Genomic DNA, 23,034 nt, shown 5'->3' on the forward strand with positions numbered 1-23,034 from the left:
CGGCGCGCGGGCAGGAGTACGGGACGGGGAGGAACGCGGCAGCGGTGTCCGCGCTGGTGGCGGGTGCGGCGCTGGGGGCCGGCGGGGCGGCTGGGTGGACGGCAACCCGGACGGTTCGTCCGCAACCTCCAGCCGGTGCGCGCCTGCTGAGGCGCGGTCGGGTGGCGGGCGGTCCGGCCCGTGGCGGTCGGGCCGGCCGCGAGGTCGGGTCAGAAGACGAAGACCTGGCTGCCGTTGAGGGTGGCGTTCATGGCGCAGCTGTTGGAGAAGGTGCGCTTCCAGGAGACGTGGCTGCCCTCCCAGACGCCGTCGACGGTCACGGTGACGGGGTCGTAGTGCATCGGACACGCGCGGTCCGGGTTCGGGGTGGACAGCAGGCGGTCGAGGTTGCCGTCGGTGGACTTCAGGGCCGCGCACGCCGCCTTGGGGTCGGGGTGCGTGCCCTGGGCGCTCGGCGCGCAGCTGAGGGTGGAGGCGCGCAGGAACGTGGCGGTGGCGGCGTCGTCGCCCTTGGCGACGGCGAAGACCATGGCGGACGGGGCGTACAGGCTTGCGGGCTTGGCCTCCGCCAGGCCCGTGGCGCCCGCCACGCAGAGGAGGGCGGCGGCGGAGACGGCAGCGAAGCGGTAACGCACGACAGGACCAACTTTCGATTCAAAGGTTGAGCGCGATACTTTCTTGCGATATCGCGTTTCGGCGTGGCCGAGTCTGCCGGAGCCGAAGGTCGGGCGCATATGCACGGCCGATTTACGGACACCACGTTCGGATATCAGATACCGACCGGACGTTCGGGCAGCTCACGCGGGGTGCGACCGGTGCGTAGCCGGCCGTCGACGCGCGGTGACCGAGGGCCGGACGGGCCGAGTTGGGGGTCCTGACCTGCTACTGGCCGCTCGCGGTTCATCGAACGGCCATCCAGCTTGACCGGATCAGTACGGTTCGAGGCCCCGTAAACCCCTCAAAAGGGACGGGCGAGGGCCCGCGGCGACGGGCTGCGGGTGCGGACCGGGCTCCGATGGGGGAAGCTGGGCGGTGGCCGCGGCACAGCCGTCGCCGCGGCGGGACGCAAGGGCTAAGGAGGGGTCTCGTGGACACAGCGGGCACCCGACGACGCACCGGCAGGATCGCCGCCCGGGCTCGGACCGCGGCACTCCTCTGCGCGGCAACCGCATTCGCCGTCGCATCCGTACCGGCGGCGCACGCCGCCGGCCCCGGCCCCGGCTCCGCCCCTGCTCCCGAGCAGGCGCCGGTCGTGGTCGTCGACTGCTTCGAGGAGCCGCAGGTGCGCCCGAAGGAGTACCTGCTGGCCTGCGGCGACGGCAACAACCGTCTCGTGGCGCTGCGTTGGCACACCTGGGGCCGGGACACCGCGACGGCCACCGGCACCGACATGGTCAACGACTGCCGGCCGTACTGCGCGGCGGGCCGCTTCCGCTCCTATCCGGTGCAGGTGACCCTGAGCCACCCGCAGCCGTGGGCCGACCAGCCCGGCACGCACCGCTTCACGAAGTTGCGCCTGGTCTACCCCGAGGCCGCACCCGAGCCGGTCCCGCACGACGTCAGCTACAAGCTCGTCTACTGACCCCTGCGGGTCAGGTGCGCTGCCAGACCTCGGCGTGGCCCTCGGCGTACGTGTGGCCGTCCGGGATGTCGTCGACCTTCAGGACCAGGAGCTGGTCACTGTCGACGCGGACGCAGATCAGGTCGCCCTCGCCCCAGTCGGCGTTCTCGACGGACGTGCCGTAGTCGGAGTCCCGGTCCTCGTCCAGGCAGTCCCCGGGCGTGGGGCCGTCGGAGGAGTCGAGGACCAGGAGTTCGCCGGCGGACAGGACCCACGCTGTGGACAGGTTGAGGTCGTACGAGTCGCCTTCGCGCGCGTCGGAGGGGGTGGTGGCGTCGATGCCGTAGCCGGTGGGCAGGTGTACGTCCGCCTCGGTGTCGACGGTCCAGTCGGCCAGGGGGTCGCTGTCGTCGCCGGTCCCGTCGTCCTCTTCCTCCGCAGAGTCCGCGGACGAAGAGGCCGAGGACGGACTCGAACCGTCGGACGGCTCGCTGTTCCCGTGGATCAGGATGCCGCCGAGCACGGCCGCCACGACCGCCGCGGCCACGAAAGCGAGGAGCAGCCCCCTCCGGCGTCGGCGTGGTGGGGTGGGCGGCGGTGGGGTCGCGGCGACGGTGACGGTGTCGCGGTCCGCCGGCGGCGCGGTCGCAGGCGCGGGGGCCGGGGGCGGGACGTCCCGGCGCGTCGGTGCCGAGGGGCCGGGCGTGGGCGGTGCGGCGTGCGGAGCAGGTGCCGGAACGTACCCGCGCGGGTCCGGGGGCCGGACCGGCGACGGGTCCGGGGGCGGGGCCTGCGACGGGGGCGGGGGCGGGGCCTGCGACGGGGGCAGGGCCGGGAGCGAGGCGGATTCAGTGGGCGGGGCGGCGGTCGGCAGGCAGGGGTCGGAGTCCGCGTCGAGGGCGGACGATGCCTGGGCCAGGAGGCGGTGCGCCACCGCCGGGGGCAGCCATGCGGAACCCTCGGGGGCGCCGGCCGGCGCGATCGCGGCCAGGTCCGCCAGGATCCGCGCGGGCGTGGGCCGCTCGGCCGGGTCCTTGGCCAGGCAGCGCCGGATCAGGGCGAGCGGTGCGGCGCCGAGGCCGGCCAGTTCGGGCTCGGCGTGCACGACCCGGTACAGCAGGGCCGGGGTGGCGCCCGTGCCGAAGGGGCTGGCGCCGGTGAGGGCGTACGCGAGCACCGCGCCGAAGGAGAACACGTCGGACGCCGTCCCCACCGGCGCGCCGCTCGCCTGTTCCGGGGACATGAAGCCCGGCGAGCCGACGGCCGTTCCGGTCCGGGTCAGGACGCTGGCCTCGGTGGCCCGCGAGATGCCGAAGTCGATCACGCGGGGGCCGTCGGGGCCGAGCAGGACGTTGGACGGCTTCAGGTCGCGGTGGACGAGCCCGGCCGCGTGGACGGCGGTCAGGGCCGTGGCCAGTCCGTGCGCGAGCGCGAGGGCGGCGGCCTCGGGGAACGGCCCGTGCGCGGCCACCGCTTCGGCGAGTGACACGCCGGGGACGAACACCGTGCTCAGCCAGGGCGTCTCGGCGTCGACCCCCGCGTCCAGCACGGCTGCGGTGAACCTGCCGTCCACTGCTCGGGCGGCGGCCACCTCGCGGGCGAAGCGGCGTCGGAACTCCGGGTCCCCGGCCAGTTCCGGATGGACGACCTTGACGGCCACACTGCGCCCGCCCGGGGTCCGGGCCAGGTAGACCCGGCCCATTCCGCCGCTGCCGAGCCGGGCCACCACGCGGTACGGGCCCACGCGCACCGGGTCAGTGGGTAACAAGGCATCCATGCCGCCCCCGAATCGCCGCCCTGTGGCCGAAATCGTATCGACGGGCCGGCGGGCCGCGCAGCGGTTTCGCCCGGCCCGACCGCCGCAGCGGCCTCCGTCACCCGGGCGGGCGGTCCCACTGGCAGCACGGTGGCGGGGGCGGCTTGCTGGGGGGATGAGACAACACACGCCGGGTGCGTCCCGGGAGAGCGGTCTGAGCACACCGCGGGCGGCGGGGTTCGCCGGGGTGGCCTTCGCCGTGATGCTGGGAGCGGCGATCGTCCTCGTCCGGACGGCGCTGCCGTCGGGGGGCGGCGGGGAGGACCTCGTCCTCGACGAAGGCGAGCAGAGCGCGCTGAGCGCTGCGGTCCACCTGGTCCCGTTCGCCGGCATCGCCTTCCTGTGGTTCATGGGGGCGCTGCGGGCGCACACCGGGGAGGCCGAGGACCGGTTCCTCGCGACCGTGTTCCTGGGCAGCGGGCTGGTGTTCGTCGCCGCGCTCTTCGGCGCCACCGCGGCGGCGGGCACGGTGCTCGCCGAGGGCCGGCCGGAGTCCTTCGGCCGCCACTTCGCGTACACGCTGCTGACCACTTACGCCATGCGGATGGCCGCCGTCTTCGTCTTCGCGACCTCCGCGATCGGGCGCAGGCTCGGCGGCCTCCCGCGCCCGCTGAACGCGTTCGGGTACCTCGTCGGGCTGGCCCTGCTGGTGGTGGGCGCCTCGGCGCCCTGGTGGGAACTGGTGTTCCCGGTGTGGGCCCTGGTCATCAGCCTGTACGTGCTGGTCGTCGCCCGGCGGAGGCCGCGGCGCGCACCTCACTCCAACGGCTCCGCCTGACGGGCCGTTCCCGGCCGCGCCCCCCACACTGGCCGGGAAGCCGAGGGGACCACCGAAAGGACCGCACCTTGCTGAGGCTTGTCGTCGACCTGAACCGATGCCAGGGGTACGCGCAGTGCGCCTTCCTGGCACCCGACGTCTTCGCGATGCACGGGGACGAGGCACTCCTCTACGATCCGCAGGCGGAAGCCGCGCAGCGCGAGCGCGTGGCCCAGGCCGCCGCGGCCTGCCCCGTCCAGGCGATCCTCGTCGAGGATCTGGAGGCCTCCGATGCCTGAATCGGCGCTGGAGCAGCTCAGGAACAGCGGCCGGATCGTCGTCGTCGGGGCTTCGCTGGCGGGCCTGCGGGCCGCCGAGACCCTCCGCGAGAAGGGCTTCAAGGGCACGCTCACCATGGTCGGTGACGAGCCGTACGAACCGTACGACCGCCCGCCGCTGTCCAAACAGGTCCTCCTGGGCAAGTCCACCGCCGAGCGCACCGCGCTCCCCCGCCGCCGGGCCATCGACGCCGAGTGGCGGCTCGGTGTGGCGGCCAGCGGGCTGGACATGGCGGGGAAGCGGGTCAAGCTGGCCGACGGCGACGAGGTGCCGTACGACCGGCTCGTGATCGCCACCGGAGTGCGGGCGCGGCCCTGGCCGAACCCGGCGGAGGCCGAACTCGACGGCGTGTTCGTCCTGCGCACCCGCGACGACGGGGCGGAGCTGGCCCGACGGTTCGACGCCGAGCCGCGCCGGGTCCTGGTCATCGGTGCCGGGTTCACCGGGTCCGAGATCGCCTCGGCCTGCCGCGAGCGCGGGATCGCGGTCACCGTGGCCGAACGCGCTGCCGCCCCGCTGGTGGGGGCGCTCGGCGGGGTCATCGGCCAGGTGGCCATGGAACTGCACCAGGAGCACGGGGTGGACCTGCGCACCGGGGTGATGGTGACCGGACTGGAGGGCGACTCCACCGGTCGGGTCCGTGCCGCGCACCTGTCCGACGGCGCCACGGTGGAGTGCGACGTGGTCGTCGTCTGCCTGGGCGCGCAGCGCAACACCGAGTGGCTGACGGGCTCCGGACTGGGCGCGGGTCCGCGCGGCATCGCCTGCGACGCGGGCTGTCGGGCCTTCGACATCATGGGCATCGTCACCGACGACATCTACGTGGCCGGGGACGTCGCCCGGTCCCCGCACCCGCTGTTCGGCTACCAGTTCCTGTCGCTGGAGCACTGGGGGAACGCCGTCTGCCAGGCGGAGGTCGCGGCCCACAACATGATGAGCGAGAGCGCGGACCGGCGTCCGCACATCTGGGTCCCGGCGTTCTGGTCCTCGCAGTTCGGCGTGAACATCAAGTCCGTCGGCGTGCCGTCCATGGGCACCGAGATCATGATCACGCAGGGTTCGCGCGCCGAGCGCCGGTTCGCCGGGGTGTACGGGTACCAGGGCCGGGTGATCGGTGCGGTCACGTTCGACAACGCGCGCTGGCTGGAGTTCTACGAGAAGCAGATCGAGCTGACCGCGCCGTTCCCGCCGCCGTTCCCGACCGTGGACCGGCGCTCCGAGGGGAGCCGGCCGATGGACGCCGACTTCCCCGACCCGTCGGTTCCCACGCACGGACCGACCGTGACCCTCAGCGGGTATTCGCCGGCCGACCGGCGGATGACGTTCACCCCCGCCGGGCACTGACCGACCCGCGCGCCCTCCGGAGGAACCGTCATGAAACAAGGCATCCTGACCGACATCCTGGACTACGCCAACCGCCCCAACCCGTACCCGCTGTACGAGGAGCTGCGCAAGACGCCGGTCTACCACGACGGCGAGGGGCCGTACGTCGTCAGCACGTACTACGAGATCCGCGGCCTGCTGCACGACCCGCGGCTCAGCTCCGACGCGCGCAACCGGACGTCGGGCGGCGCGGACCCGCTGGGCGAGGAGGACGAGGCCGGCGAGGGCGGGGCCCTGCCGCCGAGCTTCCTGAAGCTGGACCCGCCGGAGCACGACCGGCTGCGCCGGCTGACCAACCGGCCGTTCGGACCACCGCACGCGCCGCACCGGATCGAGAACATGCGCGGCGACCTGGAGGCCACCGTCAAGGGGCTGATCGACGACATCGCGAACGGGGCCTCCGGCAACGGCGGGGGCACCGAACGCATCGACATCGTCGAACAGTTCTCCTATCCCTTCCCGGTGACCATGATCTGCCGGCTGCTCGGCGTGCCGCGCGAGGACGAGGCCCGGTTCCACGTGTGGGCCGACACCCTCGCGGCGAGCCTGGACCCGGATCCGGACGCGAACGCGGAGGAACGGGAGAAGGTCGTCCACGACGCCCGGATGGAACTGGGCATGTACCTGGCCGGGCTGATCGAGGAGCGGCGCAAGCACCCGCAGGAGGACATGCTGTCCGAGCTGGCCACCGGCCACGGCGACCTCGCCATGTCCACCATGGAGCTGCTCAGCACGGCCGCGCTGCTGCTGATCGCCGGCCACGAGACCACCGTCAACCTGATCACCAACGGGATGCTGACGCTGCTGCGCAATCCGGACATGCTGCAGCGGCTGCGCGCCGCACCCGGGCTGGCGGTGCCGATGGTGGAGGAGCTGCTGCGGTTCGAGCCGCCGGTGCAGATGCTGCCGCAGCGCACCCCGCTCGTCGACATCGAGGTGCGCGGGGTGACCATCCCCAAGGGGTCACCGGTGTGGCTGATGCTGGCCGCCGGCAACCGGGACCCCCAGCGGTTCGAGGACCCGGACCGCTTCGACCCGGACCGCAGGGACGTCCAGCACCTGGGGCTGGGCAGCGGCATCCACAGCTGTTTCGGCGCCCCGCTGGCCCGGCTGGAGGCGCAGAAGGCACTGAGCGAGCTGGCCCGGCGGCTGGAGAACCCGCGGCTGCTGGATGACCCGCCGCCGTACCGGCAGAACGCGGTGCTGCGCGGGCCGCGCCACCTGTGGGTCGCCTGCGACGGGATCCGGCCCTGAAGGACACGGCGGGGAGCGGCCGGAGCGGCCGGCCGCACCCGGGCGGCGGCGTCGATCCACCGGTGGCCCGTGCGGGTGACCGGCTCAGCCCTGCCGGCCGCTGGTGTGTTCGAGGATCAGCCCGGCGAGCTGCGGTACCACCGACTCCGGCAGGGCGTGGCCCAGTCCGGGGACGGTGGCCACGCGGGCGCGGCCGAGCAGGCCGGCCAGGTGCCGCGCGTGGGCGGTCCCGGCAACGGGGTCGCGGGGCCCGTCGACCACCAGGGACGGCACGGTGACGGCCGCGAGCTCCGACGCCCGGTCGAGGCCTTCCGTACCGGCCCGGGCATGGGCCACCGGTGAGTCGTGGCGCCCGGAGTGCTCGATGATCCGCTCCTCCGACCTGCGGAACTCCTCGGGGTCGAAGGGGATCTCCCCGCCGCTGAGGACCCGCCAGTGCTCCACCCGCCAGTCGAGCTCGGCCGCGCGGTCGCGCGGGTCCGCCATGGTGTTCCACAGGGGCGCGAGTTCGGGGTCGGGCTCGCCCCCGGCGGGACCGCCGTCCAGGGGCATGGTCCCGATGAAGGTGGCGGTGCGGATCCGGTCCGGGTGGTCCAGCAGCAGCAGCTGGGTGAGCAGTCCGCCCATGGACATGCCGACCACGTGCGCGGCGTCGACGCCGAGGGCGTCCAGTACGGCGATCGCGTCGTCGGCCAGGTCGGTGATCCGGTACGGGCGCTCGTCGAAGCACCAGGTGGAGGCTCCGGTGTCCCGGTGGTCGTAGCGGATGACGCGGTGGCGGCGGGCGAGGGCCGCCACGAGGGAGTCCGGCCAGGCCAGGCCGGAGGCGTTCGCTCCCATGACGAGCAGCAGGGGCGGGGCGGCGGGATCGCCGGACTCCTCGGCCCACAGGGTGATCCCGGGGGCAACTGTGATCTTGTGCTCCATCGCGCAACCATCGCCGACACGGCGGATGTTGTCCATCGCGAAACCCCGACCCCGGCGTGTTCCGGCCCGGCCGCACCGCGGACCGGAGACGCGGGGCCCAGGGCACGGGCACGGGCACGGGCACGGGCCACGAGCCCGAGGCCCGGGCGAGCACGGTGAGCGGCTCCGGCGCATTGTCCGGCGCGGCACATCGCCGCAGCCCGTTTCGACACCCCGGCTGCACCCCGGGCCGGACACCTCCCCGATGATCGTCTCCTGGCACCGGCATCAGGGGCACCGACGGGGACACCGCACCGGGCCCGGGCGGGTGCGTCCGTCGTCCGTCGAGAACCGGGAGTGTGAAGCCATGTCGGCCGGAATCAAGGTCCGTGCGGTCCGCGCGGAGGACTTCGCGCAGTGGCGCGCCCTCTACCGCGGGTACGCCGACTTCTACCGCGTCGAGCAGACCGAGGAGATGGCCGGGCGGGTGTGGTCGTGGCTGAACGACCCCGGCCACGAGGTGCAGGCCCTCGTCGCCGAGGACGCCGGCGGCCGGCTCGTCGGCCTCGCGCACTACCGCCCGTTCGCCCGCCCCCTGTCGGCCACCGTCGGCTGCTTCCTCGACGACCTCTTCGTCGACCCCGCCGGGCGCGGCTCGGGCGCAGCGGACCTGCTGCTCGCCCGGCTGCGCGAGATCGCGGCCGAGCACGGCTGGAGCGTGGTGCGCTGGATCACCGCCGACGACAACTACCGGGCGCGCGGCAAGTACGACCAGGTGGCCACCCGCACGCCGTGGATCACGTACGACATGGCCCCCGGGATCTGACGACGGCCCTGATCACCACGACTCCGCTGACCCGGTCCTGTGGGCCGTGCGACCAGCGGGCCGCCGGACCGGTACGGCTGCGTCCGGACGGTCGGCCCGCCGGCCGTCGTCCCTACGGGCTCCCAGGGGCTGCTCCACGTCGCCGGGCCGCTGCTGACCACCGCGCTCGCCGCGGCCGACCGGGCCGCGGGCGGGCTGTGAATCCGCACACCCTCCCTTGACCTGGGAAAGAAGGCTTACCTAAGTTCCTGAGGTATGGCCCCCCACGACCTGCCCCACGACCCCGCCGACATACCTGACGGCGCGGGGACGACCGGCTTCGACATCGACCTCGCCGCGCACGAGATGCTGCGGCGCGCTCAGATCCTCGACGCGCTCGGGCCCGACTGGGACCCCGTCGAGGTCATGCGCGGCGAGGAGGAGGCGTACGACCTGCTGTACTCCGGCCTCGACGCCGAGCAGCAGCGGGTGTACGAGGACCTCGTCGCCGCCGGGGTGCTCCCCCGACGCGAAGGCGGCGGCAGTGCTGCCGCTTGACCCGCAGGCCGACCCCGGCCGGCGGGCCTGGGTGGCCTGCCCGAACTGCGACGACGCCCGCGGCTGCGAGCCGTGCGAGACCCGGCGGACGTGCTCGCGGCACTGGCGGTACCTGCTGACGAACACCGGCAGCCTGCTGCACCTGCAGTGCCCCGGATGCACCCACGTCTGGGTGCACGAGAGCGGCTTCGGCGCCACCCGGTCCGTGTTCAACCGGATCACCGGCTGACCGTAGCCCGACCGTCAGTGGGGGATCCCGTCGATCAGCTCGCGCGCGCCCTGGCGGAGCAGTGCGACTGCGACGGACGTGCCGAGCGTGGCCGGATCGAGCGGTCCGGCCCATTCGTGCGCCCGCAGGACCCTCTTGCCGTCCGGGGTGAACACCGTCGCGTACAGGGCGAGCTCGCCGTCGCGCTCGGTGGACGCGTATCCGGCGATCGGCGCGTTGCAGTGGCCCTGGAGCACGTGCAGCAGCATGCGCTCGGCCGTGGCCTCGCGGTGCGTGGCCGGGTCGCCGAGGCCGCTCACCGCCTCGATGAGCGCGGTGTCGTCCTCCCGGCACTGCAGGGCGAGGATGCCGGCGCCGATCGGCGGGCACATCCGCTGCGGTGACAGGACCTCGCTGATCGCGTCCGCGCGGCCGATCCGCTCCAGTCCCGAGACGGCGAGGAGGAGCGCGTCGGCTTCGCCCGCCGCGAGCTTGTCGAGCCGGCGGTTGGCGTTGCCGCGGATCGGTACGCAGGTCAGGTGCGGGTGGCTCGCGGCGAGTTGGGCGGTGCGGCGGACGGAGGACGTGCCGATGCGCGCGCCGTCCGGCAGTTCGTCGAGGGTGAGCCCGGCGGGATGCACGAGCGCGTCGCGGATGTCGTCGCGCTTCAGGAACGCGGCGAACGCGGTACCCGCGGGCAGGGGGCGGTCCGCGGGGACGTCCTTCACGCAGTGGACGGCGAGATCGGCTTCGCCGGCCAGCAGCGCGGCGTCCACCTCCTTCGTGAAGGCGCCCTTGCCGTCCACGGCGGCGAGGCTCCCCATCCACCTGTCCCCGGTCGTCTTGACGGCGACGACCTCGGTGGCGGTGTGCGGGTGGAGCACGGCGAGTTCCCGGCGGACGCGCTCCACCTGGGCGAGGGCCATGGGCGAGTCGCGGGAGACGATGCGGATCAGCTCAGGGGCGGACATGGCGGCCACCCTAGCCCGTCGGGAGGGGCCGGCTCCGCCGGTCGGGCGGGCAACCTCCGTACGCGACCGGGAAATTGCCTGGCGGGTGGGAACGGGGCCCGTTACGCTCACCGCGATGACCACACACTCTGTTGACAGATCGGGGGTCCCGTCCACGCAAGGTGAGTGCTGATGCCCACCCACACCGTGCACGGGGACTCCCGTACTTCCTTCTGGCTGCGCGTGCGCGAGTACGCCGTGCCGCCCTCCATGATCGAGACCGCGACCGCCCGCCGCCTTTCCGGGGACTGGGCCGGGGCCTGCGCCGCCGCCGGTGTCGACGTCGATCTCCAGCTGCATGCCGTGGCGCGTGCCCGGGGGCGGGAGCTCGCCTCCCGGATCCGGGCCGACCTGCGCCGCCTGGCCCCCGACCTGCTGCGCTGGCACCTGCCGCGGATCGCCCCCGACGGGCTGCTGCGGCCGGGGCTGACCCTGCCCCTGGCCCGGTACGCGGTCGACGGGCAGGCCGGCGAACGGCCCGTGTACCTCGTGGTGCGGACCGCGCCCGCCTGGGCGGACGCCGGACAGCGGATCAGCCTCGCCCTGTGGGACGCGGACGGCTCCGGAGCCGCCTTCGGGCCCGGAGCCGGCGCTGGCGGGCATCCGCATCCCCGGCCCAGCCGGCGGTTCCGACTCGACCTGCACCGGCACCTGTGGGACGCGCAGCACGCCGGTGAGCTGCGGGTCCGCTCCGGAGCCGACCGGCCACCGCCCGGCGCCGGATCCGCGGCCGCTGCGGCGGCGGCTCCCGTCCCACCGGGGACCGTGCCCGAGGACCTGCGGTGCGCCGTCGACCGGTGGGGCGCCGAGGCCCGGATCCTGCTCCGCGCCGAAGGGCTGACCGGCGGCGCCGTCGCCGTACGGCTCGGGGGTCGGAAACGGCTGGTCCTGGACGTGGATCCGGATCCCGGGCCGACCGCGCTGCGCGTGTCCGCGGCGGTGCCGGAGCGCGGAGCGCCCGCGCTGCCGGTCCTGCCCGACGCGGCGACGTGGACGCTGCCCGACCTGGACCTGCTCCGCGCCGGGGCCATCGACGCCGGACGACTGCACCCGCTCGTCGCCCCGGCGCTCGTACCGGACGGTGCGCCTCCGCCCGCCCGGCCCTCTCCGGCGGCGGACGGCCGGCCAGAACAGCCGCGCCTCGTGGACTGCCGCGGAGCCCGGCACCGGATCGCCCTGGTCGACGGGGTGCTGGCCCCGCTCGACCACGACCCGGCCCAGATCCGGCGCGAGGAGCTGCTCGTCGCGCTGGGCGGTCCGCCGCTGCCCTGCCTCCAGGCCATCGACGAGGCGCACCGCCGCCCGGACTGCCTCACCGGTGTCCGCGAACGCCTGGACCACGGCGACACCGCGGGCGCGCTCGCCGTCGTCGAAGCCCTGCTGGGCCCCGACGCCGTCCTGCGCAGCGGGCCGCTGCGCGACGCCCTCGAAGCCGCCGCACTGCAGCGCATCACGTACGGGCTGTTCCGGGCCGGCCTCGTCGGACCCTCACCCGGGCGTCCGCACCCGGCGCGCCCCCGAAGCCGCAGCGGCAGCCGCGGCCGGAGCCGCTCCCGGCACGCCTCCTTCTCCTGACCGAAGCCCGACTCGTCCCGCACTCCTCCCGTGCTCCTTCTGCGCTCCTCCTGACCCGACCCTCCCGTACCGCTGCGCTCCTCCGGTACCCGGACGGGCCCGCCCGCGTACGCGTACTCGACCCACAGGTGACCCCGACATGACCTCGCACTCCTCCTCCGCCGTGCCCGCAGCCCCCTCCGGCACCGACCGCACCCCCCGGCTCGACGTCGCCGCCGAACTGCTCGCCCTGCTGCGCGACACCACCACCGAGCCCCGACCCGACCCCCAACTGGAAGCCCTCACCCTGGCCGTGGCCGCCGACCTGCCGGTCCTGCTGTGGGGTGAGCCCGGCATCGGCAAGACCGCGGCCCTCACCCAGCTCGCCGAGTCCCTGGACCTGCCGCTGACCACGGTGATCGCCAGCGTGCACGAGCCCTCCGACTTCTCCGGGCTGCCCGTCATCGGCGACGACCCCGCCCGCGACGGCGTCCCCATGGCCCCGCCGGACTGGGCGGTCCGGCTCGTCCGCGCCGGCCGGGGACTGCTGTTCCTGGACGAGCTGTCCACCGCACCCCCGGCCGTCCAGGCCGCCCTGCTCCGCCTCGTGCTCGAACGGCGGGTCGGCGCCCTCCGGCTGCCGGCCGGGGTCCGCATCGTGGCCGCCGCGAACCCCCGGGCCTCGGCAGCCGACGGCTGGGAGCTGAGCCCGCCGCTCGCCAACCGGTTCGTGCACCTCCAGTGGGCCCACGACCACGACGTCGTCGTACGCGGCCTCGGCGGGACCTGGCCCCGCGCCACCCTGCCCCGGCTCGACCCGCAGAAGCTGCCGGACGCCGTGGACGTCGCCCGGCGCGCCGTGTGCGGGCTCCTCGCCGCCCGCCCCGCGCTCGTCCACCGGCTGCCCGGCAACGAGACCCGCCGCGGCAGCGCCTGGCCGTCGCCCCGCAGCTGGGATATGAGCCTGCACCTGATCGCGTTCGCGACCGCGGCCGGCTCCTCCCGGGAGGTGCTCTCCCTGCTCGTCAGGGGCGCCGTCGGGGACGGCCCGGGGCTGGAGCTGCTGGCGGTCCTGGACCGGATGGACCTCCCGGACCCCGAGGCGCTGCTCGCCGACCCGGCGGGGGCCGTCCTGCCCGACCGGGGGGACCTGCGGCAGGCCGCGCTCGACGGGGTGGTGGAAGCGGTCCGCAAACGCCCCGAGAAGGCCCGCTGGGACGCGGCCTGGGCCCTGCTCGTCCGGGCGATGGAGACGGGGGCTCCGGACCTGGTCGTCGTCCCCGCGACCGGCCTCGCCTCCCTGCGCCGCACCGACTGGGACGTCCCGGAGGAGATCGAGCGGCTCGCCGGGGCGGTGTCCCTGTCCCGCCGGGCCGAGCGCGCGGCGGCCCGGGTCGCCGCGGGCGCCGGCGCGGGAGCGGGGGCGGCCCGATGACCGTGACACGAGGGGCTCCAGGTGCGCCGGATACGCCGGATGCGCCCGGTACACCGGGTGCGCCGGGTGCGCCGGGCGGGGGCGACTCACCCGGCGGACTCGACCGCGACAAGCTGTTCGCGGCCCGGCTGCAGGCCGCCCGGGCCCGGCCCTACCTGGCGACCGCCCTGTTCGCCCTGCACACGGTGGATTCCCGGCGGGTGCCGACGATGGCCGTCGACCGGCACTGGCGGTGCTACGTCTCGCCGGCGTTCGTGGACCGTACGCCGGTGGAGGAGCTGGCCGGCGTCTGGGTGCACGAGGTGTCCCACCTGCTGCGCGACCACCACGGACGCAGCGACCGGGTCGCCCGCGAGCGCGGGCTGACCGGACCGGGCGAACGGCTGCGCATGAACATCGCCGCGGACTGCGAGATCAACGACGACGTGTTCGGCGACGGGCTGGCCCGGCCCGAGGGCGCCGTGGACCCGCAGTTCCTCGGCCTGGACGACGGCCACCTCATGGAGGACTACCTGCGCTGGTTCCAGCTGGGGCGGCTGACCCGGGACCTGGCCTGGCTGGACTGCGGCAGCGGCGCCGACGGCCTGGAACGGGAGTGGGACCTGGGCCCGGACGGCGCGCACGGCCTCGACCGGCACGAACAGGACGCGGTGCGCTTCCGGGTCGCCCAGGGCATCAAGGGCCGCCCCGGCAGCGCCCCGGAGGGATGGCGGCGCTGGGCGGAGGAGGCGTTCCACCCGCCGCAGCAGTGGCGGGAGTTGCTGGGCGCGGCGGTCCGTTCGGCGGCCTCCGCCGCCGGCGCGGGCGACGACTACACGTACGGCCGGCCGGCGCGCCGCTCGGCCGCCCTGCCCGGCGCCGTCCTGCCGAGCCTGCGGCGCAGACCGCCCCGGGTCGGCGTGGTCATCGACACCTCCGGGTCGGTCAGCGACGCCGAACTGGGCAGTGCGTTGCTCGAGGTCGCCGCGATCTCCCGCGCCGTCGGCGGCCGCCGCGACCTGGTCACCGTCGTGCCCTGCGATGCGGCCGCCCGGATCGCGCACCCGCTGTGCCGGGCCGAGGGGATCCCGCTCGTGGGCGGCGGGGGCACCGACCTGCGGACGGGCTTCGCCCGGGCGCTGGGGAGCCGGCCCCGGCCGGACGTGGTGGTGGTCCTGACGGACGGGCAGACTCCCTGGCCGGACAGCCGGCCGCCGTGCCGGACGGTGGTGGGCCTGTTCCCGCGCGGATCCGGCGCGTGGAGCGAGGACGACCCGGACTACGTGCCGGACGCGCCGCCCGGCTGGGCGCAGGTGGTGGAGATCGGCTAGGCCTCCCCCGGGCGCCGGGCGCCGGGCGCCGGGCGCCGGGACGGCAGCCGGGCCACCCCGTCGCCGGGTGGGCCGCAGCGGCCGTGCGGTGCACGCCGCGGATCACTCCTGCGGGTGGTGGAGCGGAACTTCTGGCCGTTGCCGCTGTTCCACTCCACGTACGAGCAACACCCTCCCCCCTACGACGAACAGGGAACACCATGTTCAAGAAGGCCGCGAACACGGTCGCCGTCGCCGCTACGATCCTCGGCGCCGGCGCCGCCCTGGCCTCCCCTGCCATGGCCATCGGCAACGACAACGGCATCAACACCGTCAACGGCAACGACTCGGCCCAGATCTACGGCAACCAGAAGACCGAGGGTGCCATGAGCCCGCAGGCCTCCCTCATCCAGGGCTCCGCCAACAAGCCGTGCATCGCCCTGCCGGTGAAGGTGAACACCCAGTCGCTGGTCGGGGAACTCGCCAACGTCGGCGTCCAGGACGTCAACGTCGCGTCCAACCCGATGAACCAGCAGTGCGCCGAGAACTCCACCCAGGCCAAGGGCGACGAGACCCTCTCGCACATCCTGGACAACATCCCGATCCTCTCCGGCAACGCCGCCGTCGGCAGCTGACCCCCGACGCACGCCTGACTCCACGGGCGCCCCCGCCACCGCCGGTGGGGGCGCCCGTGGCCGTGGTCCGGGCGGCCCTCCGGTCGCCCACCGGGGCGCGGGGGCCGACCAAGGAGGGGCAACGCAGTCCCGGGGGCCGCGACGGGAGAGACCGGTGACCCACACGGACGTGCTGGTCGTGGCGCCGGGCCGGTCGGCCTGACCGCGGCCGCGGGGCTGCGCCGGCTGGGCGCGGACTGCCGGATCGTCGACCGGCTGCCGCAGCGGCTGCCGTACGCCAAGGCGGTCGGGATCCAGCCGCGGACCCTGGGGGCCTGGGACCGCATGGGCCTGGTCCGCGCCGCCCTCGGGGCCGCCGTGCCGCTGCGGGGGCAGCTGGTGGGACCGCCGGATCGGCGGCGCTGCTGGGACGCCCGGACGGGTACCTGGGCACGCGCGTCGCCTCGGTCACGGCGCCGGAGGCGGCCGCGGCTCGACGCCCACCTGGCGCGCGTCTACCGCGCGTGACCTGCGGCCGGCCACGGCGCTAGGCTCCCGGTGCATCTTCAACCCGCACCTTCGGGGGGGCCGTGCTCAAGGGCAGGAACGCAGTCGTCACCGGCGGGTCCCGGGGCATCGGCCGGGCCGTCGTCGAACGCCTGTGCCGCGACGGGGCGCACGTGGTCTTCACCTACGCCACCCGCGAGGACGCCGCCGTCGAGGTGGTGCGGGCCGTGGAGGCGGACGGCGGCCGGGTACGGGCCCTGCGCGCGGACCTGGCGGAGCCGGACGGACCGGAGCAGTTGATGGAGGCCGCCGAGGCGCACCTGGGCGGCCTGGACATCCTGGTGAACAACGCGGCCCTGGCCTTCACGCCGAGCCCGCTGGCCGAGACGGACGTGGCGGTGTTCGACAGCGTGATGGCGGTCAACGCCCGGTCGGTCTTCCTGACCACCCGGTACGCGGCCCGGCGGATGCGCGACGGCGGCAGGATCGTGAACGTCTCCTCCCTGAACACCGTGCGGCCCGCCCCGGGCATCGGGCCGTACGCCGCCAGCAAGGGCGCCATCGAGCAGTTGACGGCCGTGGCGGCCCGTGAGCTCGGGCCGCGCGGCATCACCGTCAACGCGCTCTCCCCCGGGGCGACGGACACCGAGCTGCTGCGCGGGACGAACCCGCCCCAGGCACTCGAGGCCGTCGCCGGAATGACCCCGCTCGGCCGGCTGGGGCAGCCGTCCGACGTGGCCGACGTCATCGCGTTCCTCGTCGGCCCGGACGGTCGCTGGATCACCGGCCAGAACCTGCGGGCATCGGGCGGCCTGGGCTAGTGCCGCGGCCGGAAAGCATCGCGAGGCGGTGAGCCCTTCCGGCCACAGAACCGGGTAGCCGCGTTCACCCGTGTCGCGTCGGGCTCGCAAGCGGACCCGGGGGTCGTCAGGGGCGGGGGGCCCGGGGCGGGCGGGGGTCGGCGAGGACCTCGCGGACCACGTGGCGGGCGGTGGCCGTCATGACGGGGTTCGTGTCCCGGTAGTAGACCAGTTCGAGGAGGGCGACCGAGAGGGCCCAGCCGCGGCCGCGGGCCCAGGCGGCGTCGTCGGCGTCCGCGGCGGCCCGGAAGGCGTCCCGGGCCCCGGCGGGGAGGACGTACCACGCCGGGAGCAGGTCGACGGCCGGGTCGCCGAGGCCCGCACAGCCGAAGTCGATGACGCCGCCGAGCCGGTCCCCGGCCAGCAGCAGGTTCCCCGGTTGCAGGTCCGCGTGGATCCAGACCGGCGGGTGGGGCCAGTGCGGCGCCCGCAGCGCTGCCTCCCAGGCGGCGGTCACCTCGGCGGGGTCGGCGTCGACGTCGGCAGGGGTCCGCAGGCCCGCGATCGCGTCGCGGACGGCGGCGTCCCGCGCGGCCAGGGTTTCGCTGCGGTACGAGGCGGGCCCGCCCGCGGTGTCGATCAGGCGCAGCGCGGCGACGAAGCCGCCCAGGTCCCGGGCGAGCCGGCCGGGTCCGGCGGTACGGCCGGCGGCGGGGACCTCGCCGTCGAGCCAGCTGTACACGGCCCACGGGAAGGGGTAGCCCTCGCCGGGGACGCCCCGGCCCAGCGGCACCGGGACGGGGACCGGCAGCGACGGGGCGAGCCGGGGCAGCCAGGTGCACTCCCGCTCGATGTCGTCGACGGCGCCCGCGGTGCGGGGCAGGCGTACGACCATCCGCTCGCCGAGCCGGTACATGGCGTGCGTCGTACCGTGCCGGTCGACCGGTGCGACGGGCAGGCCCGCCCACTGCGGGAACTGCGCGGCGATCAGGCGGTGGACGAGCGGGCCGTCGGTGTCCGGCTCGTCGGCGTGCATCTTGGCGGTGGGCACGGGTCCCTTTCCGGTGGTGGGGCGTTGCGGGGACCGGGCCATCCGAACGCGTCACCGCCCCGCCCGTCAACGCAATTCCCGTGCGGCTACGCCGTTCCCGCAGGGCCGCGGTCGGCGGCCCGTCAGTCCGCGTCCTCGGCGCCGGAGTCCCAGACGAGGTGTGCGGCACGCAGCACCCGGGTGTGCTGGCCGCCCATCCGGCCGGTGCAGCGCACCAGGTACGAGCCGTCGGACTGGCGGTAGACGAGCCGGCGGCGCTCCTGGAGGAAGGTGCCCACGACCATGGTGCGTGCGGCCTGCTCCAGGGCCTGTTCGGCTTCCTCCCGGGTGCCTTCGAACGCGTTGAGGGTCTCCAGCTGCCCGCCGTTGTCCGCGTGGTTCTCCGAGAGCTTCTCCGCGGTGATGATCCAGCGGTGGCGCTGCGTGCGGTCGTCCATGTGGTCCCCCCGGCCCTGCCTGCCGTTGCCTGCGCCGGCCGCTGCCGGCGCCGTCGGTGCGCAGCGTACCCGCTTGCCCTCCGGTCACCGGATGCCGGATTCCGCGGGCGGGGCGGCGGTGGACCGGCCGGCCCGGCCTGTGCGGAGATCACGGCCATGGGGTGGGCCACCGCGTCGTGGAGCTCGCGGGCGATCCGGTCGCGTTCGTCCGCGAGCTGCCGCAGGGCCCGGGTACGGAGACCCTGGCGGGGCACGGGGAGGCGCAAGTCAGTTGTGGGAACAGTCGGTTGATGTACCGGGCGGGGCGGATCGGCGATGCATATGCTCCCTCCGTGCGCCGGTCGCGGCGCGCGTCCGAATGCCCTCGCGAGCGTAAGGGGACCGCCCCGTGAGTGTCCGAATTCAACCCTCCTCCCAGGTCGACGCGACGGCCGAACTCGGGGACGGGACCACCGTCTGGGATCTGGCGCAGGTACGGGAGGGAGCCCGGCTCGGCCGCGACTGCATCGTGGGGCGCGGGGCGTACGTGGGGCCCGGCGTGCGGATCGGGGACCGGGTCAAGCTGCAGAACCACGCGCTCGTGTACGAGCCCGCCGAACTCGGCGACGGGGTGTTCATCGGCCCGGCCGTCGTGCTCACCAACGACTTCTACCCGCGGGCCGTCGACCCGGACGGCAAGCTCAAGCGCGGCGACGACTGGGAGGCCGCCGGGGTGGTCGTGGCCGAGGGGGCCTCGCTGGGGGCCCGGTCGGTGTGCGTGGCCGGGGTGCGCGTCGGGCGGTGGGCGCTGGTCGCGGCCGGGGCGGTGGTGTCCCGGGACGTCCCCGACTTCGCACTCGTGGCCGGGGTGCCGGCGCGCCGGATCGGCTGGGTGGGGCGGGCCGGGGTCCGTCTGGTGGCGCGCGAGGGCGAACCCGGGCTGTGGGAGTGCCCGCGCACCGGCGGCCTGTACGAGGAGGCGGACGGGGTGCTGACCGAGCGGGACGGCCGGTCGGGGCAGGCCTGAGGTCCGGGCCCGACACGAGCCCGACACGGGCCTGACGCCGAGCCTGACTGCGAGCCCGCGAGCTCCGCTGCCAGGGGCCGTGCACCGGGCGGGACGCCGTTCCGGAACGGCCCGCTGACGTCCCGTCGGAATTTGGGCCACCGGCATTTCCTCAAAACCGCAATCAACGAACACCCTTGGGCATACCTTGTCCCTGTACACGGGTTCTGAGCAGGCAACAGGCTTTGTTCAGTGGGGGGTTGTACACGACGGGGGCATCGCGGACGAGGTGGCGGCAGGCGCGCTCGCGCGCCTGTACTGCGCTGCCGTCCGCGCGTGCTCCGGTCCGGGGCATCGCTGGGGGGATCCAGTGGGCGACCCCGGACGGCCGCGCCTCGGGGGCGATCACACCGTCACCGCCGGCGCGCGCGCCGTCATGCGCGCTCCCCTCCCCGGAACGGCTATTCAGAGGGGGTAGGTGTGTTGGAGCCGTACAGCCCGGCCCTGCAACAGGGGCCCGGCCGAGGGGCGCGGGGCACCCGGGAAGCCGGGGTGGGGACCCGGTGACCGCCGCACGATTAGGAGCACTGGCACAGGAGGACCCGTCGCTGCACGCGCTCGCCGAGCGCCTGCTCGCGCTCGCCGAGGCGGGCCTGCCGCAGATGTACCTGCCGGGCCCGGAGACCTTCGTCTTCACACGGGTGGGAACGGCCGCACCCGACGGAACCCGCCGCGTGGAGCGGCGCGGGACCAGCACCCGCTACGCGGCCATCACCGCCCTCGGCGCCCAGTACCTGCCCGAGGACCGGCAGCAGGCCGTGTTCGGCGGGCACACCGCCGCCGCGTTCACGAACCTGCTGGTGGAGCGGCTGCCCGGGGTCGACAACCTGGGCGACGCGGCGCTCGTGGCCTGGGCCGCCGCCGAGACCGGCCACCCCAAACTGGGGGACGCCCTCGCCCGGGTCGCCGCCCTGGACGACCCCCACCGGCCGCAGCACACCGTGGAGGCGGCCTGGGTGCTCTCAGCCCTCGTCGCCGCCCGGCCGACGGTCGACGTGGAGGACCGCCTGGTGGCCGCCCGCGACCGGCTGCTGGGGGCCAGGGCGACGACCGACAGCCCGCTGTTCCCTCACGCCACCGCCCCCGGACTGGTCCCCGGCTACCGCTCGCACGTCGCGTGCTTCGCCGACCAGACCTACCCGATCCAGGCGCTGGCCCGGCTGCACGCGAGCGGACCGGACCCGGAGGCCCTGCGGGCCGCCAACATGTGCGCCGCCCGGATCTGCACCCTCCAGGGGGACGGCGGCCAGTGGTGGTGGCACTACGACGCCCGCACCGGCGGCATGGTGGAGGGCTACCCGGTGTACAGCGTGCACCAGCACGCCATGGCCCCGACCGCCCTGTTCGACCTGGCGGACGCCGGCGGCACCGACTTCGGCGCGGCCGTCCGCCGCGGCCTCGGCTGGATGACCGCCGTACCCGAGATCCGCGGGCCCGACGGCACACCCCGCGAGCCGATGATCCGTGAGGAGTTCGGCGTCACCTGGCGCAAGGTCTACCGCGGCGACCCCGCCAAGGCCGTCCGGGCCGCCCGCGGGCTGACCACCCGGCTGGCCCCGCAGGCGCGGCTGGCTCCGCTCGACCGGCTGTTCCGGCCGCTCTCGGTGGACCGCGAGTGCAGGCCGTACGAGTTCGGCTGGCTGCTGCACGCCTGGCTGGGGGGAGTTCCGAGATGAACCGACGCCAGTCCCTCTTCGGGGTCACGCTCGACGCCCTGAGCATGGACGAGACCGTCCAGCGCTGCCTCGACGCGGTACGCCGCGGCGAGCAGATCGAGATCGGCATGGTCAACGCCGCCAAACTGGTCGCGATGCGGCGGGACCCCCGCCTCGCCGCGGCCGTCTCGGGCTGCGATCTCGTCCTGGCCGACGGGCAGGCGGTGGTGTGGGCCGGCCGGATCCTCGGCGTACGGCTGCCCGAACGGGTCGCGGGCATCGACCTGTTCATGCGGCTGCTCGCCGCCGCCGAGGCCGCGGACATCCCGGTCTACCTGCTCGGCGCCCGGCAGGACGTGCTGGGGATGATGCTCGACCGGATCGCCGAGCGGTTCCCCGGGCTGCGCGTGGCCGGCAGCCGCAACGGCTACTTCGACGACTCCGAGCAGCCCGACATCGCCGACGCCGTCGCCGACAGCGGGGCCCGGCTGCTGTTCCTCGGCATGACCTCGCCCAAGAAGGAGATGTTCACCGCCGGCTACGGCAAGCGCACCGGCGCGCACGTGGTGCACGGCGTCGGCGGCTCCTTCGACATCCTGGCCGGCATCACCAGGCGGGCCCCGCTGGTCTGGCAGCGCATGGGGCTCGAATGGTTCTACCGCACCCTCCAGGAGCCGCGGCGCCTGGGCAAGCGCTACCTCACCACCAACGCCGCCTTCCTGGCCATGACGGCCCGGGAGCTCATCCGCCGCACACCGTCTGCTGCCGGTTCCGCGAACAGGAGTCACTGATGCGCGTAGTCGTCGTGGGACAGGGATACGTCGGCCTGCCGCTGGCCATCAGGGCCGCAGAGGTCGGGCACCAGGTGATCGGGTACGACGTCGACACGCGGCGGGTCAAGAGCCTCGCCGCCGGTGAGTCCTACGTGGAGGACGTCTCCTCCGAGCGGATCAACCGGGCGCTGGCCAAGGGCACGTACCGGCCCAGCGACCTGGCACGCGACTGCGGCGGCTTCGACGTCGCCGTCGTCACCGTCCCGACCCCGCTGCACGAAGGCGCCCCCGACCTCAGCTACATCGAGGAGTCGGCGCACACCCTGGCCCGCTTCCTGCGGCCCGGCGCCACCGTCGTCCTGGAGTCCACCACCTACCCGGGCACCACCGAGGAACTGTTCGGACCCATCCTGGAGAACGGCTCGGGCCTCACCGCCGGCGCCGACTTCCACCTCGGCTACAGCCCGGAGCGCATCGACCCGGGCAACGCCGTCTGGGGCTTCCAGCAGACCCCCAAGGTCGTGTCCGGCGTGGACGCCGCCTCGCTGAAGGCCGTGGAGGAGTTCTACGGGGGCCTCGTCGACAAGACGGTGCCGGTCCGCTCCCCCAAGGAGGCCGAGCTGGCGAAGCTGCTGGAGAACACCTTCCGGCACGTGAACATCGCCCTCGTCAACGAGATCGCCATGTTCGCCCGCCACCTCGACATCGACGTGTGGCAGGCCATCGAGGCGGCCTCCAGCAAGCCGTTCGGCTTCATGAAGTTCACGCCCGGCCCGGGGGTCGGCGGCCACTGCCTGCCCATCGACCCGTCGTACCTGTCCTGGCGGGTGCAGCGCGAGCTGGGCCAGAGCTTCCGCTTCGTCGAACTCGCCAACGACATCAACAACCACATGCCCGAGTACGTGACGCGCCGCGTCATGGACGCCCTCAACGCCCGGCGCCGCTCGGTCAACGGCTCCCGGATCCTGCTCCTGGGGCTCGCGTACAAGAAGAACACCGGCGACGCCCGGGAATCGCCGGCCGTGCGCATCTCCCAGCTGCTCCTCGACATGGGGGCCAGGGTCCGCGCGGCCGACCCCCACGTGGTGGAGAGCATCAAGGTCGACGCCCGGCTCGTCCGGGTGGAGCCGACCCGCCGGGAGCTGGCCGCCGCCGACGTGGTCGTCCTGCTCACCGACCACGACTCCTTCGACTACGCGATGGTCACCGAGCACGCCTCCTTCGTGCTCGACTGCCGCAACCGGCTGTCCGGGCCCGCGGTGGAGGTGCTCTGACCC

General features: G+C 74.6%; 24 protein-coding genes and 2 pseudogenes. 19 read left to right on the forward strand and 7 right to left on the reverse strand.

Going from position 1 to position 23,034, the window contains the following annotated elements:
• Window positions 1-209: 209 nt before the first annotated feature.
• Complete coding sequence (locus ACSHWO_RS03270) at window positions 210-635, reverse strand: subtilase-type protease inhibitor (RefSeq protein ID WP_385804023.1); 426 nt, start codon at window positions 633-635, stop codon at window positions 210-212.
• Window positions 636-1,087: 452 nt separating this feature from the next.
• Here ACSHWO_RS03270 and ACSHWO_RS03275 point away from each other — a divergent pair, with 452 nt between their 5' ends.
• Window positions 1,088-1,582, forward strand: a complete 495-nt coding sequence (locus tag ACSHWO_RS03275; protein WP_385804026.1) for a hypothetical protein — start codon at window positions 1,088-1,090, stop codon at window positions 1,580-1,582.
• 10 nt (window positions 1,583-1,592) lie between these two features.
• Here the strand turns inward: ACSHWO_RS03275 and ACSHWO_RS03280 are convergent, their stop codons facing one another.
• Window positions 1,593-3,329, reverse strand: a complete 1,737-nt coding sequence (locus tag ACSHWO_RS03280) for a serine/threonine-protein kinase (RefSeq protein WP_438309971.1) — start codon at window positions 3,327-3,329, stop codon at window positions 1,593-1,595.
• Between the two features lie 163 nt (window positions 3,330-3,492).
• On the opposite strand from ACSHWO_RS03280, the gene ACSHWO_RS03285 reads away from it, so the two are divergent.
• From ACSHWO_RS03285 to ACSHWO_RS03300, 4 genes are all read left to right on the forward strand, one after another.
• Entirely contained in the window at window positions 3,493-4,155 is a 663-nt protein-coding gene (locus ACSHWO_RS03285) for a hypothetical protein (RefSeq protein ID WP_438309972.1), read from the forward strand.
• 71 nt (window positions 4,156-4,226) lie between these two features.
• The gene (locus ACSHWO_RS03290) at window positions 4,227-4,433 is read left to right on the forward strand and encodes a ferredoxin (protein WP_438318895.1); all 207 of its coding nucleotides are present in this window, start codon (window positions 4,227-4,229) and stop codon (window positions 4,431-4,433) included.
• Window positions 4,426-5,817 (forward strand): NAD(P)/FAD-dependent oxidoreductase, encoded by a 1,392-nt coding sequence (locus tag ACSHWO_RS03295; RefSeq protein ID WP_438309973.1) that lies wholly within the window; start codon window positions 4,426-4,428, stop codon window positions 5,815-5,817. The genes ACSHWO_RS03290 and ACSHWO_RS03295 overlap by 8 nt, the downstream gene beginning before the upstream one ends.
• Before the next feature lie 30 nt (window positions 5,818-5,847).
• Window positions 5,848-7,110: a cytochrome P450 gene (locus ACSHWO_RS03300; RefSeq protein ID WP_438309975.1), complete on the forward strand. Its 1,263-nt coding sequence runs from the start codon at window positions 5,848-5,850 to the stop codon at window positions 7,108-7,110.
• A gap of 84 nt (window positions 7,111-7,194) precedes the next feature.
• On the opposite strand, the gene ACSHWO_RS03305 is transcribed toward ACSHWO_RS03300, so the two are convergent.
• Entirely contained in the window at window positions 7,195-8,037 is an 843-nt protein-coding gene (locus ACSHWO_RS03305) for an alpha/beta fold hydrolase (protein ID WP_438309976.1), read from the reverse strand.
• A 346-nt stretch (window positions 8,038-8,383) separates the two neighbouring features.
• Between ACSHWO_RS03305 and ACSHWO_RS03310 the strand changes: the two genes are divergently transcribed.
• The 4 genes from ACSHWO_RS03310 to ACSHWO_RS03325 are packed head-to-tail and all read left to right on the forward strand — an operon-like array spanning window position 8,384 to window position 9,608.
• Window positions 8,384-8,842, forward strand: coding sequence for a GNAT family N-acetyltransferase (locus ACSHWO_RS03310; RefSeq protein WP_385804043.1), 459 nt, complete (start codon window positions 8,384-8,386; stop codon window positions 8,840-8,842).
• Between the two features lie 39 nt (window positions 8,843-8,881).
• Window positions 8,882-9,043, forward strand: a complete 162-nt coding sequence (locus ACSHWO_RS03315; protein ID WP_438309977.1) for a hypothetical protein — start codon at window positions 8,882-8,884, stop codon at window positions 9,041-9,043.
• 54 nt (window positions 9,044-9,097) lie between these two features.
• The gene (locus ACSHWO_RS03320; RefSeq protein WP_438309978.1) at window positions 9,098-9,379 is read left to right on the forward strand and encodes a DUF6400 family protein; all 282 of its coding nucleotides are present in this window, start codon (window positions 9,098-9,100) and stop codon (window positions 9,377-9,379) included.
• The gene (locus ACSHWO_RS03325; RefSeq protein ID WP_361085145.1) at window positions 9,366-9,608 is read left to right on the forward strand and encodes a hypothetical protein; all 243 of its coding nucleotides are present in this window, start codon (window positions 9,366-9,368) and stop codon (window positions 9,606-9,608) included. The genes ACSHWO_RS03320 and ACSHWO_RS03325 overlap by 14 nt, the downstream gene beginning before the upstream one ends.
• A gap of 14 nt (window positions 9,609-9,622) precedes the next feature.
• Here ACSHWO_RS03325 and hemC read toward each other — a convergent pair whose 3' ends face one another.
• Complete coding sequence (gene hemC / locus ACSHWO_RS03330) at window positions 9,623-10,558, reverse strand: hydroxymethylbilane synthase (RefSeq protein WP_438309979.1); 936 nt, start codon at window positions 10,556-10,558, stop codon at window positions 9,623-9,625.
• A 171-nt stretch (window positions 10,559-10,729) separates the two neighbouring features.
• Here hemC and ACSHWO_RS03335 point away from each other — a divergent pair, with 171 nt between their 5' ends.
• The 6 genes and pseudogenes from ACSHWO_RS03335 (at window position 10,730) to ACSHWO_RS03360 (ending at window position 16,817) form a co-directional block, all read left to right on the forward strand.
• A complete protein-coding gene (locus tag ACSHWO_RS03335; RefSeq protein ID WP_438309980.1) occupies window positions 10,730-12,172 on the forward strand; it encodes a hypothetical protein in 1,443 nt (480 codons plus the stop codon).
• Between the two features lie 139 nt (window positions 12,173-12,311).
• The gene (locus ACSHWO_RS03340) at window positions 12,312-13,586 is read left to right on the forward strand and encodes an AAA family ATPase (protein WP_438309981.1); all 1,275 of its coding nucleotides are present in this window, start codon (window positions 12,312-12,314) and stop codon (window positions 13,584-13,586) included.
• Window positions 13,583-14,896, forward strand: coding sequence for a vWA domain-containing protein (locus ACSHWO_RS03345; RefSeq protein ID WP_438309982.1), 1,314 nt, complete (start codon window positions 13,583-13,585; stop codon window positions 14,894-14,896). Before ACSHWO_RS03340 ends, ACSHWO_RS03345 begins: the two co-directional genes overlap by 4 nt.
• A 200-nt stretch (window positions 14,897-15,096) precedes the next feature.
• Window positions 15,097-15,510 (forward strand): rodlin, encoded by a 414-nt coding sequence (locus tag ACSHWO_RS03350; RefSeq protein ID WP_438309983.1) that lies wholly within the window; start codon window positions 15,097-15,099, stop codon window positions 15,508-15,510.
• Between the two features lie 154 nt (window positions 15,511-15,664).
• Window positions 15,665-15,891 (forward strand): annotated as a pseudogene (locus ACSHWO_RS03355) (FAD-dependent oxidoreductase); the annotation flags it as partial.
• A 188-nt stretch (window positions 15,892-16,079) separates the two neighbouring features.
• On the forward strand, window positions 16,080-16,817 hold the full coding sequence (locus ACSHWO_RS03360; protein WP_438309984.1) for a glucose 1-dehydrogenase: 738 nt from the start codon (window positions 16,080-16,082) through the stop codon (window positions 16,815-16,817).
• A gap of 106 nt (window positions 16,818-16,923) precedes the next feature.
• Here ACSHWO_RS03360 and ACSHWO_RS03365 read toward each other — a convergent pair whose 3' ends face one another.
• From ACSHWO_RS03365 to ACSHWO_RS03375, 3 genes and pseudogenes are all read right to left on the reverse strand, one after another.
• Window positions 16,924-17,832, reverse strand: coding sequence for an aminoglycoside phosphotransferase family protein (locus ACSHWO_RS03365; protein ID WP_438318898.1), 909 nt, complete (start codon window positions 17,830-17,832; stop codon window positions 16,924-16,926).
• A gap of 137 nt (window positions 17,833-17,969) precedes the next feature.
• The gene (locus ACSHWO_RS03370; RefSeq protein ID WP_385804067.1) at window positions 17,970-18,284 is read right to left on the reverse strand and encodes a hypothetical protein; all 315 of its coding nucleotides are present in this window, start codon (window positions 18,282-18,284) and stop codon (window positions 17,970-17,972) included.
• A gap of 137 nt (window positions 18,285-18,421) precedes the next feature.
• Window positions 18,422-18,538 (reverse strand): annotated as a pseudogene (locus tag ACSHWO_RS03375) (histidine kinase); the annotation flags it as partial.
• 134 nt (window positions 18,539-18,672) lie between these two features.
• On the opposite strand from ACSHWO_RS03375, the gene ACSHWO_RS03380 reads away from it, so the two are divergent.
• The 4 genes from ACSHWO_RS03380 (at window position 18,673) to ACSHWO_RS03395 (ending at window position 23,031) form a co-directional block, all read left to right on the forward strand.
• Window positions 18,673-19,290 carry an acyltransferase gene (locus ACSHWO_RS03380; RefSeq protein WP_385804069.1) on the forward strand — a complete coding sequence of 206 codons (618 nt, stop codon included), beginning with the start codon at window positions 18,673-18,675 and terminating at the stop codon, window positions 19,288-19,290.
• Window positions 19,291-19,832: 542 nt separating this feature from the next.
• Window positions 19,833-21,005, forward strand: a complete 1,173-nt coding sequence (locus tag ACSHWO_RS03385; protein ID WP_438309985.1) for a hypothetical protein — start codon at window positions 19,833-19,835, stop codon at window positions 21,003-21,005.
• The gene (locus ACSHWO_RS03390; protein WP_438309986.1) at window positions 21,002-21,775 is read left to right on the forward strand and encodes a WecB/TagA/CpsF family glycosyltransferase; all 774 of its coding nucleotides are present in this window, start codon (window positions 21,002-21,004) and stop codon (window positions 21,773-21,775) included. Before ACSHWO_RS03385 ends, ACSHWO_RS03390 begins: the two co-directional genes overlap by 4 nt.
• On the forward strand, window positions 21,775-23,031 hold the full coding sequence (locus ACSHWO_RS03395) for a nucleotide sugar dehydrogenase (protein WP_361085175.1): 1,257 nt from the start codon (window positions 21,775-21,777) through the stop codon (window positions 23,029-23,031). The genes ACSHWO_RS03390 and ACSHWO_RS03395 overlap by 1 nt, the downstream gene beginning before the upstream one ends.
• The last annotated feature ends 3 nt before the right edge of the window (window positions 23,032-23,034 follow it).

The sequence above is a fragment of the Streptomyces pallidus (ex Mingjun et al. 2026) genome, from assembly GCF_051550185.1.
In the GTDB taxonomy this organism is placed as follows: Bacteria; Actinomycetota; Actinomycetes; order Streptomycetales; family Streptomycetaceae; genus Streptomyces.

What these genes read in the sequence shown, in the direction of transcription:
- ACSHWO_RS03300 (WP_438309975.1), top strand. Translation starts at nt 5,848, where the DNA reads ATGAAACAAGGCATCCTGACCGACATCCTGGACTACGCCAACCGCCCC.
- ACSHWO_RS03340 (WP_438309981.1), top strand. Translation starts at nt 12,312, where the DNA reads ATGACCTCGCACTCCTCCTCCGCCGTGCCCGCAGCCCCCTCCGGCACC.
- ACSHWO_RS03345 (WP_438309982.1), top strand. Translation starts at nt 13,583, where the DNA reads ATGACCGTGACACGAGGGGCTCCAGGTGCGCCGGATACGCCGGATGCG.
- ACSHWO_RS03395 (WP_361085175.1), top strand. Translation starts at nt 21,775, where the DNA reads ATGCGCGTAGTCGTCGTGGGACAGGGATACGTCGGCCTGCCGCTGGCC.
- ACSHWO_RS03295 (WP_438309973.1), top strand. Translation starts at nt 4,426, where the DNA reads ATGCCTGAATCGGCGCTGGAGCAGCTCAGGAACAGCGGCCGGATCGTC.
- ACSHWO_RS03350 (WP_438309983.1), top strand. Translation starts at nt 15,097, where the DNA reads ATGTTCAAGAAGGCCGCGAACACGGTCGCCGTCGCCGCTACGATCCTC.
- ACSHWO_RS03365 (WP_438318898.1), bottom strand. Translation starts at nt 17,832, where the DNA reads ATGCACGCCGACGAGCCGGACACCGACGGCCCGCTCGTCCACCGCCTG.
- ACSHWO_RS03370 (WP_385804067.1), bottom strand. Translation starts at nt 18,284, where the DNA reads ATGGACGACCGCACGCAGCGCCACCGCTGGATCATCACCGCGGAGAAG.
- ACSHWO_RS03390 (WP_438309986.1), top strand. Translation starts at nt 21,002, where the DNA reads ATGAACCGACGCCAGTCCCTCTTCGGGGTCACGCTCGACGCCCTGAGC.
- ACSHWO_RS03310 (WP_385804043.1), top strand. Translation starts at nt 8,384, where the DNA reads ATGTCGGCCGGAATCAAGGTCCGTGCGGTCCGCGCGGAGGACTTCGCG.
- ACSHWO_RS03335 (WP_438309980.1), top strand. Translation starts at nt 10,730, where the DNA reads ATGCCCACCCACACCGTGCACGGGGACTCCCGTACTTCCTTCTGGCTG.
- ACSHWO_RS03305 (WP_438309976.1), bottom strand. Translation starts at nt 8,037, where the DNA reads ATGGAGCACAAGATCACAGTTGCCCCCGGGATCACCCTGTGGGCCGAG.
- ACSHWO_RS03285 (WP_438309972.1), top strand. Translation starts at nt 3,493, where the DNA reads ATGAGACAACACACGCCGGGTGCGTCCCGGGAGAGCGGTCTGAGCACA.
- ACSHWO_RS03320 (WP_438309978.1), top strand. Translation starts at nt 9,098, where the DNA reads ATGGCCCCCCACGACCTGCCCCACGACCCCGCCGACATACCTGACGGC.
- hemC (WP_438309979.1), bottom strand. Translation starts at nt 10,558, where the DNA reads ATGTCCGCCCCTGAGCTGATCCGCATCGTCTCCCGCGACTCGCCCATG.